At 58.1% G+C, this 14,165-nt stretch carries 13 protein-coding genes; 6 read left to right on the forward strand and 7 right to left on the reverse strand.

Going from position 1 to position 14,165, the window contains the following annotated elements; all coding sequences use genetic code 11:
* Positions 1 to 21 precede the first annotated feature (21 nt).
* Positions 22 to 1,386, reverse strand: a complete 1,365-nt coding sequence (locus FEZ62_RS12720) for an NAD(P)/FAD-dependent oxidoreductase (protein WP_172927954.1) — start codon at positions 1,384 to 1,386, stop codon at positions 22 to 24.
* Positions 1,387 to 1,720: 334 nt separating this feature from the next.
* Here FEZ62_RS12720 and FEZ62_RS12725 point away from each other — a divergent pair, with 334 nt between their 5' ends.
* Genes FEZ62_RS12725 through FEZ62_RS12735 form a run of 3 tightly spaced genes read left to right on the forward strand, consistent with a single transcriptional unit; the run spans position 1,721 to position 4,280 of the window.
* Positions 1,721 to 2,833 (forward strand): ATP-binding protein, encoded by a 1,113-nt coding sequence (locus FEZ62_RS12725; protein ID WP_172927956.1) that lies wholly within the window; start codon positions 1,721 to 1,723, stop codon positions 2,831 to 2,833.
* Positions 2,830 to 3,498 (forward strand): response regulator, encoded by a 669-nt coding sequence (locus tag FEZ62_RS12730; RefSeq protein ID WP_090511581.1) that lies wholly within the window; start codon positions 2,830 to 2,832, stop codon positions 3,496 to 3,498. The genes FEZ62_RS12725 and FEZ62_RS12730 overlap by 4 nt, the downstream gene beginning before the upstream one ends.
* Positions 3,495 to 4,280 carry a PAS domain-containing protein gene (locus FEZ62_RS12735; RefSeq protein ID WP_172927963.1) on the forward strand — a complete coding sequence of 262 codons (786 nt, stop codon included), beginning with the start codon at positions 3,495 to 3,497 and terminating at the stop codon, positions 4,278 to 4,280. Before FEZ62_RS12730 ends, FEZ62_RS12735 begins: the two co-directional genes overlap by 4 nt.
* Positions 4,281 to 4,433: 153 nt before the next feature.
* Here the strand turns inward: FEZ62_RS12735 and FEZ62_RS12740 are convergent, their stop codons facing one another.
* The gene (locus tag FEZ62_RS12740; protein ID WP_172927965.1) at positions 4,434 to 5,492 is read right to left on the reverse strand and encodes a DUF2955 domain-containing protein; all 1,059 of its coding nucleotides are present in this window, start codon (positions 5,490 to 5,492) and stop codon (positions 4,434 to 4,436) included.
* The gene (locus tag FEZ62_RS12745; protein WP_172927967.1) at positions 5,482 to 6,543 is read right to left on the reverse strand and encodes an HlyD family secretion protein; all 1,062 of its coding nucleotides are present in this window, start codon (positions 6,541 to 6,543) and stop codon (positions 5,482 to 5,484) included. Before FEZ62_RS12745 ends, FEZ62_RS12740 begins: the two co-directional genes overlap by 11 nt.
* Before the next feature lie 482 nt (positions 6,544 to 7,025).
* Between FEZ62_RS12745 and FEZ62_RS12750 the strand changes: the two genes are divergently transcribed.
* Positions 7,026 to 7,955, forward strand: coding sequence for a LysR family transcriptional regulator (locus FEZ62_RS12750; protein ID WP_172927969.1), 930 nt, complete (start codon positions 7,026 to 7,028; stop codon positions 7,953 to 7,955).
* On the opposite strand, the gene FEZ62_RS12755 is transcribed toward FEZ62_RS12750, so the two are convergent.
* Together FEZ62_RS12755 and FEZ62_RS12760 are read right to left on the reverse strand one after the other, a co-directional pair.
* On the reverse strand, positions 7,946 to 8,389 hold the full coding sequence (locus FEZ62_RS12755) for a heme-binding protein (RefSeq protein WP_172928141.1): 444 nt from the start codon (positions 8,387 to 8,389) through the stop codon (positions 7,946 to 7,948). The two genes, FEZ62_RS12750 and FEZ62_RS12755, sit on opposite strands and share 10 nt — an antisense overlap.
* A gap of 8 nt (positions 8,390 to 8,397) precedes the next feature.
* A complete protein-coding gene (locus FEZ62_RS12760; protein ID WP_172927971.1) occupies positions 8,398 to 9,747 on the reverse strand; it encodes an amidohydrolase family protein in 1,350 nt (449 codons plus the stop codon).
* A 270-nt stretch (positions 9,748 to 10,017) separates the two neighbouring features.
* Here FEZ62_RS12760 and FEZ62_RS12765 point away from each other — a divergent pair, with 270 nt between their 5' ends.
* On the forward strand, positions 10,018 to 10,395 hold the full coding sequence (locus FEZ62_RS12765) for a nuclear transport factor 2 family protein (protein WP_172927973.1): 378 nt from the start codon (positions 10,018 to 10,020) through the stop codon (positions 10,393 to 10,395).
* A gap of 72 nt (positions 10,396 to 10,467) precedes the next feature.
* On the opposite strand, the gene FEZ62_RS12770 is transcribed toward FEZ62_RS12765, so the two are convergent.
* Both FEZ62_RS12770 and FEZ62_RS12775 read right to left on the reverse strand, forming a co-directional pair.
* Positions 10,468 to 11,625 carry a prolyl oligopeptidase family serine peptidase gene (locus tag FEZ62_RS12770; protein ID WP_172927976.1) on the reverse strand — a complete coding sequence of 386 codons (1,158 nt, stop codon included), beginning with the start codon at positions 11,623 to 11,625 and terminating at the stop codon, positions 10,468 to 10,470.
* A 385-nt stretch (positions 11,626 to 12,010) separates the two neighbouring features.
* Entirely contained in the window at positions 12,011 to 12,934 is a 924-nt protein-coding gene (locus FEZ62_RS12775) for a LysR family transcriptional regulator (RefSeq protein ID WP_172927978.1), read from the reverse strand.
* Between the two features lie 289 nt (positions 12,935 to 13,223).
* On the opposite strand from FEZ62_RS12775, the gene FEZ62_RS12780 reads away from it, so the two are divergent.
* A complete protein-coding gene (locus FEZ62_RS12780) occupies positions 13,224 to 14,165 on the forward strand; it encodes a VOC family protein (protein ID WP_172927980.1) in 942 nt (313 codons plus the stop codon).

A 14,165-nucleotide genomic window follows, 5' to 3' on the forward strand; every position in this document is an offset into this window, starting at 1 on the left:
CGGTTGGGTGATGAGCATGGGTCAGCCGACGTTTTTCATGACGGCGGGCTCAGCCAGATAACTGGCGAGTGAGTCGTCCAGTGCTTCCAGCCATGGCGTGTGGTGCGGAGCGGCTTCGGTGCCGGTCATCAATGAGCGATAGCACTTGTTGCGGTAGCCCATGATGTCTTCGTACTTGTCGTGCTTCCATTCCAGAAAGGTCTGGTTAACCGCCGAGATATCAAAGCTCGGGTAGTCAGTTGCATCGATCAGTTGCTCGATATACGCCCCCTGAAACTCGAACATTTCCTGTGCGGTTTGCAATTGGTCTTCACGGGCGCGCCAAGCCTGATCGTCGGCTAAACGAGTGGCTGCATCGGGCAAGGCAATGCGCCCCAGAATCACATCGCGGGCATACCAGGCCTGGGCATCGAACATGTTGAAGCTGTACCACTGGTCTTGCATGCCGAGGTACAGCAGCTTCGGATTGGGCTCCCAGAAGATGCCTTTGTACAGATTCAGCGGCCAAAGACGGTTGTTGGTGCGCAGGCGCAGCGACTCAGGCAAGAAGGCAAAGTGATGCTGATAACCGGTGCAGAGAATGATCGCGTCGATGTGTTTGTGGCTGCCGTCGGCGAAGTACGCCGTGTTGCCTTGTACGCGTTGCAGCAACGGCTTCTCTTCCCAGTTTGCCGGCCATTTGTAGCCCATTGGCGCACTGCGATAACAACTGGTGATGGAGCGGGCGCCATACTTGTAACACTGTGAGCCGATGTCTTCGGCGGAATAGCTGCTGCCAACGATCAATACGTCTTTGTTCTTGAACTCCAGCGCATCGCGAAAATCGTGGGCATGCAGAACACGTCCGCCGAAATGCTCGAAACCTTCGAAGTGGGGAACGTTGGGCGTCGAGAAATGGCCATTGGCGCAGATCACGTAATCAAAGTTTTCGCTGTAGGTAAGGTCCTTGCTGTGATCGTGCACAGTGACGTTGAACAAGCCGCTGGCTTCGTCGAATTCAACCATGCGCGCAGCGGTATTGAAGCGGATGTACTGACGCACGCCGGCTTTGACTACCCGGCCCTGAATGTAATCCCAGAGCACTTCCCGCGGCGGATAGGAGCCAATAGGGCGGCCGAAATGCTCATCAAATGTGTAGTCGGCAAACTCAAGGCATTCTTTGGGTCCGTTGGACCACAGATAGCGATACATGCTGCCGTGCACCGGCTCGCCATGCTCATCCAGCCCAGTGCGCCAGGTGTAATTCCACAGTCCGCCCCAGTCCGCCTGTTTCTCGAAACACACCAACTCCGGAATCTCGGCACCCTTGGCTGCAGCAGATTGAAAAGCACGCAGTTGAGCGAGGCCGCATGGGCCAGCTCCGATGATCGCAATACGTGTTGGCATAGTGACTCTCCTGAAGAGTGTGTAAACGATTTAGGAGAAACAAAATTTCTCTGTGGGAAATAAATTAGTGGAATCAGCCTGCAAGGAAACTCTCCTTTTGGGGATACCCAGTTGTGGGTAGTCCGGCATTGGAGCAATGACAGCGGTGCAACAAAAACAAGCAAAGGCGCTTGCTGTTGGTGCGTTTACTGCGCATCGGCCGGGCGGGAAAAGACAAGAATCAATGTTCTTGCAAGGAATTATTCTTTCCTGTTCGTGCGGAGGCGAGGGTGTCGGATGCAGGGCATGGAACTTGCTCTGCGAAGCGTGATGGGCATTACGCGTAGGAGTGCGAATGTTGTTATCAAGTCCCAGGCGCGGCTTTTTCTGGAGCGACTGGCGCGGCCGGGCCAGAACCCGTTGGCTCGAGTGGCAAAGTACGATGCACCTGCTGCCGCTGCGACTCATGCAGCAGGCGGGCAGTGATGCGCCCCTGCAAGAGTTGCTTGGGTTGCTGCCTGCGGTGCTGGGCGGCCGCGATGCATTGCTGTTGTTACCGCAGCAGAGCGGTTGGCGGGCGTTGGGCAGCGTTGGCGCCCTGGCAGACTGTCCGCTGCATGGCGCCACCGGCGGCAACGCAGGGCCAAATGCAGCGCTGTGCCAGATTTGCTTGCAGGAAAAGCGGTTTCATCTGGTTTGTCGACTGGATCTGGCAGACGAGCGCGAGGCTTTGCTGGTGCTGGCTTACCCGAGCGCGCCGGGGCGTTCGGCCTTTCAGCAATTAACCGCGGTGGCTGAGCAGTTGGCGCAGGTGCTCCGGGCGTTTTATCAGGATCGCCAGTTACGTCGCCGCGAACTGGCAGCTGAGCGTGGCGTGCTGGCCCGCGAGCTGCACGACAACGTTGCCCAGCAATTGAGTTACCTGCAAATCCGCGCGTGCCGCTTGCAGGCGATTATTGCTCAGGCACCCACCAACGGGCAGGCCGAAGCCATGCTGGTCGATCTGCGCCAGACCCTGCAGGTGATGCATCGACAAGTACGTGAACTGATCAGCACGGCGCGCCTGACCATGGACGGACGAACCCTTCGCCAGGCGCTTGAGGCCACCGTCGAAGAATTCTCCCGCCGCAGCAGTTGTGTGTTCACTCTCGACAACCGGCTGAGCAACGATGTGCTTGGCAGCGAAGCCGAACTCCAGGTGCTGCAGATTATCCGAGAGGCGCTGGCCAACGTGGTGCGCCACTCTCATGCTCGTAACGTTCAGCTCAGCCTGCACCTGCTCAACGGCGCGGATATAGACGTTAGGGTGTGCGATGACGGTGTCGGCATTCCAGCGAATATTGTCGCTGATGGCCATTTCGGCCTGCGCATCATGCGTGAGCGCGCCGCCGCAATCGGCGCGCATTTGCAAATACTCACGCAACAGCCGCAAGGCACCTGCATTCAACTGTACTGGAGGCGAGGATGAATAAACCCTGGCGTGTACTGCTGATTGATGACCATCCATTAATGCGTCGCGGGCTAGCCGAATTATTGGCTGCTAACGGTGATTATCAGGTGATTGGCATGGCCAGCGAAGGGCAAACAGGCCTGCAACTGGCCCGTGAACTGCAGCCAGACATGATTCTTCTGGATTGGCATATGCCCGGTCTGGGTGGATTGGCTACGCTTGGCGCGTTGAAAACCGAGCTGCCAGATACCACCGTGCTGGTGCTCACCGCATCGGATGCGCGAGATGACTTACTCGCGGCGCTGCATGCCGGTGCGGATGGTTATTTGCTCAAAGACCGCGAGCCGGAAGTATTGCTCGACACCCTGCAGGCATGTCGCACTGGCCGCGCGCCGTTGGACCCAATGCTGCTGGGGTTGCTCGCCAGTGGCTTGCGCGACGCCGAACCGCTACCCGCAGCAACCGCGGTGGGGCTGACCGACCGTGAGCTGCAAACATTGGTATTGATCGCCGAGGGCATGAGCAACAAATTGATCGCCCGCCAACTGGGCATCAGCGACGGCACTGTGAAGATTCACGTCAAGCATCTGCTGGGTAAACTGGGCTTGCACTCTCGGTTGGAAATGGCCGCCTGGGTCTACCGTCATGGCTTGCCGGGTGTTGTACGCGGAGAGCCGGCATGAATCTCGCTAAGGTCTGGCAGCAAGCCTGGCAGCAAGGATTGGCCAGGTGGTCCGCGCAAGTGGCCGACGCGCAATGGGATGAGTGCGTTGATGCTCTACCACTGGCGCTGGTGATCCTTGATCGTCACGGGCACATGCTCCGGCTCAATCGCGGCTGGCAGGAGCTAAGCGGGTATCCCGCAGCAGAGTGCGTGCAGCGCAGCCATGCCGAGTTCTTGCATATTGAAGATCAACCACGTTGGCAGCAGGCATTGGACAGCGCCAGCCGTGAAGCACAGGTGTTGCTGCTGCGTTATTTGCGCCGCTCGGGCGAGTTGTGCTGGGCGGAAGTCAGGCTGCGCCGCCATGGTTCAGGCTTTGTTGCCAGCGTTGGCGATATGAGTGCGCAAATGCCCCAGCGCCAGGCATTGCAAGCCCGGCACAGAAGCTTGAGCAATCTGCTGGATGGCCTGCCGTTGATGGTTTATCGCTGCCGCAATAATCGTCACTGGAGCATGGAATATGTCAGCGCCGGTTGCCTGCAACTCACCGGTTTCGCGCCACAGCAATTGGTCGACAGCAACAGCCTGACCTTCAACAGCCTGATCCACAGCGAAGACCGCGAGCGCGTGTGGCACGAAGTCCAGCAGGGAATTGGCGAAGGCCGCGCATTTGTTATGCGCTACAGATTAATGTGCGCCGATGGCAGCGAACGTCAGGTGCTCGAACGCGGCTGCGGCATTTATTCCGATGCGGGTGAGGTGCTGGGTTTGGAAGGGGTGGTGCTGGAGGGTGTGGGGTAGCGAGGTATGCGGTTGAGCAAGGCAGGTAGTTAGTTTGGCCGGTGGTCCGCACGCACATCTTGAGCAGCATGGAAAACGCAGCCCTGCATTCCTGCTTATTTGGCAATAACTACGGCTTGTTCATGACCAGCAGACTGACTGCAGGTCAGTTATTCAATGGCTGAAATGGCGGGTCGCCTCAAATCTGTTGAGCAAGCGATGAACAATAAACACGGCGAACAGTGTCAGCAGTACCGACAGGCTCACTGAAGTCAGGCGGTAGAGCGTGGCGTACATGATGTCGTGTTCAGGGGTTAGCGATTGGCCAAAGAGAATGGCCAGGGTGGTCAGGGCGCCAAAGCCTACGCCGGGCACGCCATTTTCGAGCATGTGCCAGCGTGCGCAAACCATGGCGGCTATCCATACCATGATGATCAGCAGCGGCAGCACGTCGTAGTGGTTGTAGAGCAGCAGCATGATCAGCAGCGCCATTGCGCAGCCCAGTAATGTGCCTTTGGCGCGGACTCTGCCTGCAAAGTGCGAGCCTTTCCAGTGCATGGGAAACAGCAGCAGAATGCTCGCGACCTGCGCGGACAGCGAGTCATGCAGGTTCAGGCACTGAAATACAACAAACGACAGCGTGGCGACCGTGGCGCCAAGCAAGGCTTCGTGTCGGCGGCGGGGCAGGTCTTTGTTCGGTGGCGTCCGTGCATGTCTGGGCTCGGCGTCGGGGAATACATAAAACATCAGTACGGCAATTGCAGTGGCCTGCAAGATTGCCCAACTGTTGTAGCCGAGCATGTCTATGACATCGGTCTGCGGGTAACTGGCGAAATTCAGCTGGATCGACAGAAACACCGCGCCAAGTGCGCCAAACATGAAGTGATTGCCTTTGGCCATGAGCGCAAAGCGGTAGCAGAACGACAGGAATATCAACGGCGTGATGACCAGCGGACGACCGCCGAACAGTCCGTAGAGCAGGGCGATCTCAACACTGACGAGCATGCCTTGAGCAAAAAACTGGCGGATCAGGTGGGCATTGATTCTGGGTGCCAAGCCAAGCAACAACATCGGATATACGCAGAAGAACGCGCCGTACTCCAGGTTGAGCAGCTTGCAGGACAACAGTGCCAGGCAGCCGCCTGTGGCGATCCGCAAGCATTGGCGCAGGTCATTTTCGTTGAGTGTTTTAGCCGGCGTAATGCCGCCGTTAGCGGCTTGCTCAGTAGACATAGTGCAGCCAGCTGATCAGGCGAATCTGCATAGCGGCAGCTGCGCTGGCGAGTGGGTTGTCGAAGGGTTTGAGTTGTACTGTGGCCTTGGCGCCGGTCGGCAATGTGAAGTCGAGCGTCTGCTTGAGTTGCAGGTGCAGACGCTGGCGTTGCGCATCGCGAACCCAACGCTCCGATTGCACTGGCGCTGCCAGTTGGCCGTTGGCTTCTATTTGCCCTTCGCGAACTCCCGCATCAAAGTGGCTGACCGTAGCGCTGAAACGCTCGCCCGGACGCGCATCGAAGACCACAACGGCAGGGGTGTTGGCGCTGACATAACGCAGCGTTTTCTCGCGAAAGTCGGCGATGATGTCCACGCTGTCTTCCACCAAGGCGGCAACTGGTGCGCCAGCGGCCACAAAGGTGCCCGCTGTGAGTTGCAAGTTGCTGACTACGCCGCTGCGCTCAGCGCGTACTTCACTGTATTGCAGGTTCAATTTAGCGCGACGTAGTGCATTGCGGGCCTGACGCAGGTGCAAGTTGTCGTTATCGCTGCTGCCTCGGCGGGCTTTTAGTTCACCAATTCTGGCGCGTGCGGCGCTGAGTTCGGCCACTGCCATCAAGCGTTGCGCGTCGAGGGTTTCGTAGTTTTGTTTCGAGATCAGTTGGCGGGCGATCAGCCGCTGCATACGTTTGGCCTGCGCCGCCAGATCCGCAGACTGAGCTTGCGCTGCCTTTTCCTGCGCTTTGGCGGCCTCCAGTTGCGCGTCCAGTTCAGCGTTGTCTTGTTCGGCCTGCTCAAGTTGCAGTTGGGCCTGCTGCACTTCAATTTCAAAGGGCTGCGGGTCTAGCCGAAACAGCAGTTGCCCCGGGTGAACGTGTTGGTTGTTGGTCACGGCCACTTCTATGACCTGGCCGGCAATGCGCGGCGCGAGCTTGAGCACCGAGCGATTGAGCTGAGCTTGCGGCGTCAGAGGCATGAACAAGTCAGCGGTGAGAAAGTAGATAAAGCAGCAAGCCAGGGCTGCAATAGCGATTTGCACCCAGCGTGCAAAACGTTGGTCTGGCGTCATCAAAAACCTCAGGTAAACAACCGGTATGAGCGACTTTTTCGGGCTGTACTATGTCGATCACGCCCAACAGTTCCACCGGTATATCTGTGCTCGCAGCGGTGAATCCTGGGCGCAAGGGCTGAAATACCCTTACTTTGCAGGTAATAATCTGCAAGTGATTTCAGCCCATAAAAAAGGCCACCCCGAAAGAGTGGCCGATAAAGACGTCAGTGCAGTCACGCCTAAACGTCGGGGCTGTCTGTACAGCGGGCGGCATCATGGGCGGGCAGCGTCCTGCTTTAAATAGCGCTTTATGTAAATCACTGTTAACTGTGGCGTAACAATCCGCCGTTTTGTTTGTGCTAGGCGCAATGGTCTGCGTGCTGCAACAGTCGTTTCGCAACGAGCCTGCAAAAGCCCGCCATCTATGGTTGCAACCACTTCCCGATCAGCTAATCATAGCGACCGCACTGTGCAACCACTGCTACTGGAACCGAGCCCGCATGCGTTATCGCCACCTTGACCTTAACTTATTGGTCGCCCTTGATGTGCTGCTCAGCGAGTGCAATGTCAGCCGTGCGGCTGAGCGTTTGCATCTCGGGCAATCGGCTACCAGTTCTGCGTTGCGCCGCTTACGTGAGCACTTCAATGACCCGTTGCTGGTGCAAGTCGGACGACGGCTTGAGCCGACAGCGCTGGCGCTGCAACTGCAGCCCAAAGTGCGCGAAGCATTGACCTTGGCGCGTGAGATTGTCGATGCGCCAATGACCTTTGATCCGGCCATGTGCAATCGGCAATTCACCCTGGTGGCGTCGGATTATGTGGCGGCGGTGCTGCTGCCGGCGGTCAGTCGTGAACTTGCCCGCGTGGCGCCGGGCGTGAGTTTGAAGTTGCGTGACTTGCCGATGCCACGCGATGGCGATGTGGTCAGTGAAGCCCTGGATTATCGTCGCAGCGATCTGGTAATTGTGCCGCAGCAACGCTTGAATCCCGGCTATCCGCAAACACCACTACTCAGCGATCAGCTCTGTTGTATTGTCTGCTGTGAGCAACAACAGTTTGCTGGCGGCATGACGTTGGCCGCTTATTGCGCTGCCGAACACGTGGTACGTGAGTTTGCCGAAGGGCGCAATCTGGCACTCGATGCGGCGCACCTGAGTGAAATAGGCATTGAACGCAAGGTTGGCGTAGCGCTTGAGAGCTTTGCGTTAATGCCGGAGTTTGTGGTGGGCACCGCCCGGGTGGCGACCTTGTTCCGCCGCCAGGCTGAGCAGTTTGCGCAGCGCTATGCGCTGAGGATCTTGCCAGCGCCGCTGGCTTTTCCAGAGGCGGTGCAGGTGATGCAGTGGCATCCGTATCAAGATAACGATCCGGCGTTGGCCTGGTTTCGCGACCTGCTGGTTGAGCAGGCCGCGCAACTGGATCAGGCCTGAGCGTCACCGGTATCGGCAACCAAACCGACTGCACTAATGCCTTGCAGGGCGCAGCGTTCATCGTTGTGCGAGGTATCGCCGCTAATGCCAACAGCGCCGAGCAGGGCACCCTGGCTATTGCGGATCAGCACGCCACCGGCCACGGGAATCACTTCCCCGTCGGTGAGGCTGTTGATGGCATCGAAGAAGGCCGGCATCGCCTGGGCGCGACGTGCCAGTTCACGCCCGCCGAAGCCCATGCCCAGACACCCACGCGCCTTACCGGTGGCAATTTTCGGACGCAGGAAACTCGCCTGCTCATCGCGCAGCACTGCCAGCGGATGCCCGGCGGCATCGAGCACGGCAACGGCCAATGGTTTCACATCCAGCTCGTGCGATGCTGCAATGGCGGCGCTGGCTAACTGGGTGGCGGTTTTCAGGTCTAGCGTGGTGATGGTCATGCTTACAGACTCCACTTGCCAAGTTCAGCGACGCGGTCGCGGGTGTATAGATCGGTCCATTTAAGCGAGTTGAAATCGCTGACTTGCTTGGGGTTATACGGGGTGCGCTGCTGCTTCATCAGTTGGCCGCCTTTGTACACGGCCTTGAGGCGTGAGCGGTCTTGCAGAATGCGGATGTCTTGCAGCGGCGAGCCGTCGATGAGCAGAAAATCTGCCTGCTTGCCGACTTCAATAGTGCCGAGGGTTTCACCGCGCGGCATGCAGCGCGAGCCGACAGCTGTGGCGGCATAAAGCGCTTCTGCTGGGGTGAAATTGAGGCGCTTCACCAGCAGCTCCAATTCGCGGGCGTGCCACTCGCCGTAAGGCGTTACTGCAAAGCCACTGTCGCTGCCACAGGCGAACGGGATACCCGCAGCTTTTGCACGCTTCAGTACTTCACTGCCAACCTCAAGCGTGCGGGCGCAGTAGCCCGCGTAACCGGTGGTAATCGCCGGGTCGTGTGGCTGGCAGAAATCCACGGTGTTCTGCGGGAAGGTCATGGTCGGGGCAAGGATGCTGCCGGATTCGAGCAGTGCCTCGATGCAGGCATCGTCCATATAGAACGCGTGGAATACCAGATCCACACCGGCTTTGGCGGCGTACATCACCGCTTCGCGGCCGTAGGCGTGAGTTGCCACCTTGCACCCGAGGCGATGCGCTTCCTCAACCATTTCATAGGTTTCTTCTGCGGTGAACGCCGCGATGATCTCGCCGTTAGGCCGACGATGGGTGCCGTCCATGGCGATTTTGATCAGGTCTACGCCGTCTTTGGCTTGGCGACGAATTTCTGCCAGCGCCTCACTGCGGCTCGTCACCAGCCGTGCGGTGAAGTATTCTGGCGCGCCGACGCGGCTCGGGAACCAGTCGTTAAGGCTTTGGCGGTTGGTGATTACCCGGCTGCTTGCTGCAATGCGCGGACCTTCGAACATGCCAGCGGCGATGGCATTGCGCACGGCAATACTCAGCTGGCCGCTGTCGCCGGGGCAGACCATGCTGGTCACGCCGGCGGCGACAACGTGCTGCGCGAAGAACATGCCGCGCAGGGCGCGAAATTCGTCAGTGGTCCAGATGTCGATGTCTTCTTCGCTCTGGGCGTTACCGAATGCCAAGTGCGTATGAACGTCAATCAGGCCCGGCATGACGAAATTGTCGCCGGCATCGACTACGTTATCGCCTGGCTTTACAGACGGTGCGTTGGCGGTTGGGCCGACGTAGCTGAACAGGCCGTTTTCCACGACCAGGGTTTGCTGCTGACGTGTTTCCAGGCCGGTGCTGTCGAAGAGGGTTTGGCAGTGCAGGTGCAGGGCGCTCATAACGATTTCGCTCGGTTGATTGTTATGTGCGGCACGCTAGGTAAATAACTGCTGTGCGACCAGCAGATTGTATCGATGCGCGGCTATTGATCCGCTCAATATCAGCCGCAGGCCACGTGGTACGGGGAGGGCGCGCTGATGATAGCCACCGTGCAGTGGGTATCGTAAGTGGCGATAGTTGCCATCCTGATAGACGATTTTTTTGCGCCTGCGTCGCGCCTCTATGGTGCTGCGTCGCCATGTCGGCGAGACCTATCAAGGAGAACAACAATGAGTGCGCAACAACAACTGCTGGCCCTGGAGAAAGAACGCAGCCGTGCATTGGTTGAAGAAGACTATACGGCGGTGAATGAGTTGTTTGCCGATGATCTGGTGTACGTGCACACCACCGGGCTGGTGCAGGGCAAGGCGGACTATCTGGAATATGCCCGCAGCGCCGTGCAGTATCTGGCGATCGAACGCGGCCCGTTGGACATTCGTTTTTATGGCGATGATCTGGCCATCATGACGGGCCCGCAGTGCAACACGCTGCAAAAGCGTGGCGGTGATCAGGCCATGCGTGGCGAAGGTTTCGCGACGCAGGTGTGGGTACGCACGGCCAGAGGCTGGCAGATGAGTTCGTTTCACGCTACAAAAGTCGCCAGCTAAGCGCTGTAACAGACCCGAAAAAGCCGAATCCCCGCCAAGGGATTCGGCTTTTCTATGCGTTGCAGAAAGTGCTTAAGCGGTGCGGCCGCCCAGTGTTTCTGCAACCCAGTCGGCGATGTACTGACCGGCGTTGATGCTGTTGTCGAAGCTTGAGTGTTGTACGCCACCGGTACGCTCGGTGAAGATTTTCAGCTCGCGCTTAGGGCTGTTGACCAGTTGCTCATACGTGCGCTCGGCCCACTTGAGTGGGATTTGCGAGTCTTTCTCGCCATGCGTGACCAGGAACGGCACCTTGATGCGATCCAGGACGCCATCGAGATGGACGTTTTCGGCGATGGTCATGAACTCGTCCATGTCCTTGGCGCCCCATACCCACTGCACATGCGCCCAGTAATGCGGAACCGGGAAGCTGCCTTCTTTTTCCAGGCGGCGTTTTTGCACGTCGCGCCAGTCGTGGTTGGCGCCCCAGACTACACCGCAGGCGAAGCGGGGTTCGAAGGCTACCGCGCGCGGGCAGTAGTAACCGCCCAGCGAAACGCCTTCCATGCCAATCCGCTTGGAGTCCACATCCGCGCGGGTTTCAAGCCAGTCAACCACACGGCTGGCCCAATGTTCGGTGTCATAACGAGCGGTGAGGTTGTGCAGACGCAGCGCTTCACCGGTGCCTGGCTGATCAATAATCAGCGAAGAGACGCCACGTTTGGCCAGCCATGCAGGCAGGCCTACACGGTATTTCATTTCCTTGGTTGAATCCAGGCCATTGACCTGAACCAGCAGCGGCGCCGGACCTTCAACGCCTTCCGCGCGAACCAGCAGGCCACTGATGTGGGCGCCTTCATAAGGGATTTCAACGCGCTCGCAGTTCTCTTTGCTCAGTTCAATGCCACGGGCAAAGGTTGTCAGTACCCGCTGGTACAGTTCGGCGCGACCTTCCGAGCCGTGCGCTTGCAGGCGCTCGCCAGTGAGGTAATAAGTGGATGCACGGTTGTATTTCTCACCGGCAGATAGCAGGCGACCGGCAGCTTCGTCTTCTTCAGCAAGGCTGCAGAGTTTGTCGGCCATTTTCGACCAGGTTGCACGAAACGCTGCAGTACCGGCCGCATCGGGTTGCTTGGCCGCTTCAGCCAGCGGCTTGCACATCTCTTCAATTTCGCCGATGCGCGCGCCCATCTCAATGGCCAGGTTTACAGAAAGGTCCCAAACATAATTGGTGGGGAAGTAACGGAACATTGTTGTTGTCCTTATTCTGAGCAAAGGCAGTGTCCGCGGCCAGGCAGGCAAATACGGACTATCAGGGCAACTACGTTAAGCAGTGACGCGGGTATTTGGCCAATCGTGAGTAAGGATGCGAGGTATCGGCATTCGCGATACCCGCCTGCGCAATTTGCAGCAGCGTCGAGTTTGCGACCGCTGGTTTAACTGGCGCTGGTTTCATAGCGCAAGTTGATCATCCAGATTCTCCGGTTTGCAGATGCCGATCCTTGCTAGCCGTTAATTGGGTTTCAGCTCAGCTTTCTGAAGAAGAGGGCAAGCGCCTCACCAATATCGGAGCCGGGTCGATGACCTAACGGCGCGCTGGCCTGTGAGATACCAGCACGCGCAGCCAAATTGGCCATCAAGCCGCCTTGTTTTGATCAAAATTATGGATGCACTGGCTGATGCGTTCGCGTATCCAGCGGTGCATCGGGTCGCCATCCATGCTGCGGTGCCAGAGCATGTATTCGCGCATGATCGGTACTTGCACCGGCGTTGGCAGAATACGCAGTGGCAGGTAGGTCGCGTACAGTTCGGCAAGCCGTTTGTGCATGGTGGCAATGCGTTCGGTGCCGACCACCAGCTGCGGCAGGGTATTGAAGTCGTTGGTGATGACTTCGATTCGCCGGTTGAAACCGTACTGGCTCATGAACCAGTCCTCGATACTCATGTGCCGTGTTCGGCCAAAACCCACAGAGATATGGCCCATCTGCATGTACTGCTCAAGTGACAGGCTGTCGCCAATTTTCGTGTTGTCTTTACACACCACGCAGACGTGGTCTTCCTCGAAGAGCAATTGCGAAGGGTGGCCTTCGATGATGTAGCGTTCGGGCACGATCATCAGATCAACCTCGCCGCGAATCAGCAATTCACCGGAATTGTCGCTTGGGCCGAGCATCTCGAAGGTGACGTTGGGCGCTTCCTTTTGCAGCTGCTGGATAACGCGGGCAAACAGCACGCTGATCAGGTAGTCGGACGTCACCAGGCGAAAGTGGCGCTTGCTGGTGCCGGGGTCGAAGACCTGCTTGGTGGTGATTGATGAGCGAATGGTGATCAACACTTCGCGCACCGGTTTCGCCAGTTCCAGTGCGTAGGGGGTTGGCTGCATCTTGCGGCCGACCTGTACCAGCAGGTCGTCTTCGAAAAATGTGCGCAAACGCCCGAGAACCCCACTGGTTGCGGACTGCGTCATGTGCAGGCGCTCGGCCGCACGGGTGATGTTTTGCTCCTCAAGCAATACGTCGAGGGCAACCAGCAGATTTAAGTCCAGGTGATTGAAGCGCATAGCAGGGGCCTGCGAGTTGTATTTATTTTTGCGATACCTTCGTGCGCAATCAGTTGTACGTCAAGTAAGAAAGTGAATCCGTGTTCATTATTGATCCCTGCAGCCAGCGCTGATCGGTTCGGCGTTAGGTATCGCGTTTGTCGATAGGTCGCATCCTAACATGCGATTAGTCAACGTCATTAAGCCCCCGCAATCTTTGCAACCAGTCGGATATAGCCGGCCTCCACCACCGTATGCGCTGGCGACTGAGCCACGGATGCGGATCATAATTTCAATGGAGTGGTATGCCATGAACATTATTGGCCTTGACGCCCTGGTCTTTGGCGTCGATGACATTCAAGCCTGTACAGATTGTTTGCGTGATTACGGTTTAAGCCCAGTGGGTGCGGACGAGAAGGGCGGTCGTTTCGAAGCGCTGGACGGCACCGCAATCATTATTCGGGCAGCCGATGACGCCTCGCTCCCGGCGGCAATTGGCCCGGCACCTTCCATCCGCGAAACCATCTATGGCGTAGCTGATGCGGCCGACCTCGAAGCCATTGCAGATGAGCTGGGCCGTGATCGCGACGTCACCCGTGGCGCCGATGGTTCGGTATACAGTGTCGACGACATGGGTTTCGCGATTGGTTTTCAGGTCACCGTGCGCAAAGCATTCGCGGCCCCTGCCGATCTGACCAACGCGCCAGGCCATGCGCCTCAGCGCCCGCTTAATCAGCCAGGCATCACCCTCGATATGCCGGCGATTCCACGCACGCTGTCGCACGTTGTGTATTTCGTTCCGGATGTGGCCAAGGCAGAGGCGTTCTACGCCGAGCGTTTGGGTTTCCGCACCACCGACACCTTCATCGGCGCTGGCCCGTTCATGCGTCCAGCCGGCTCTGACGATCACCATTGCCTGTTCATGATTCAGACGCCGCCACACATGAAGGGCTGCGAGCACTTCACCTTCCACATGGGCAGCGGCACCGAAGTACTGCTCGCCGGACGCCGTTTCGAGCAAAGCGGCTGGACCAGTTTCTGGGGGCCTGGCCGTCACCTGTTTGGCTCCAACTGGTTCTGGTACTTCAACAGCCCGTTGGGCTGCCACATCGAGTACGACGCCGACATGGACAAGCACGATGACGAGTGGGTCGCCCGTCAGGCTCCGCTCTCGGCAGACAACTCGCAATTGTTCCTGTTTACCTCGAAAGAGAAATGGGCGCCGGGTGGACCACCGCCGAAGCAGGGCTGA

Source organism: Pseudomonas sp. MS19 (assembly GCF_013277615.1).
GTDB lineage: Bacteria > Pseudomonadota > Gammaproteobacteria > Pseudomonadales > Pseudomonadaceae > Aquipseudomonas > Aquipseudomonas marincola.

Excerpts from the sequence above, each read along its gene's own strand:
- FEZ62_RS12770 (WP_172927976.1), bottom strand. The coding sequence starts at position 11,625 with ATGTTCCGTTACTTCCCCACCAATTATGTTTGGGACCTTTCTGTAAAC.
- FEZ62_RS12760 (WP_172927971.1), bottom strand. The coding sequence starts at position 9,747 with ATGAGCGCCCTGCACCTGCACTGCCAAACCCTCTTCGACAGCACCGGC.
- FEZ62_RS12730 (WP_090511581.1), top strand. The coding sequence starts at position 2,830 with ATGAATAAACCCTGGCGTGTACTGCTGATTGATGACCATCCATTAATG.
- FEZ62_RS12740 (WP_172927965.1), bottom strand. The coding sequence starts at position 5,492 with ATGTCTACTGAGCAAGCCGCTAACGGCGGCATTACGCCGGCTAAAACA.
- FEZ62_RS12775 (WP_172927978.1), bottom strand. The coding sequence starts at position 12,934 with ATGCGCTTCAATCACCTGGACTTAAATCTGCTGGTTGCCCTCGACGTA.
- FEZ62_RS12780 (WP_172927980.1), top strand. The coding sequence starts at position 13,224 with ATGAACATTATTGGCCTTGACGCCCTGGTCTTTGGCGTCGATGACATT.
- FEZ62_RS12735 (WP_172927963.1), top strand. The coding sequence starts at position 3,495 with ATGAATCTCGCTAAGGTCTGGCAGCAAGCCTGGCAGCAAGGATTGGCC.
- FEZ62_RS12765 (WP_172927973.1), top strand. The coding sequence starts at position 10,018 with ATGAGTGCGCAACAACAACTGCTGGCCCTGGAGAAAGAACGCAGCCGT.
- FEZ62_RS12750 (WP_172927969.1), top strand. The coding sequence starts at position 7,026 with ATGCGTTATCGCCACCTTGACCTTAACTTATTGGTCGCCCTTGATGTG.
- FEZ62_RS12745 (WP_172927967.1), bottom strand. The coding sequence starts at position 6,543 with ATGACGCCAGACCAACGTTTTGCACGCTGGGTGCAAATCGCTATTGCA.
- FEZ62_RS12725 (WP_172927956.1), top strand. The coding sequence starts at position 1,721 with ATGTTGTTATCAAGTCCCAGGCGCGGCTTTTTCTGGAGCGACTGGCGC.
- FEZ62_RS12720 (WP_172927954.1), bottom strand. The coding sequence starts at position 1,386 with ATGCCAACACGTATTGCGATCATCGGAGCTGGCCCATGCGGCCTCGCT.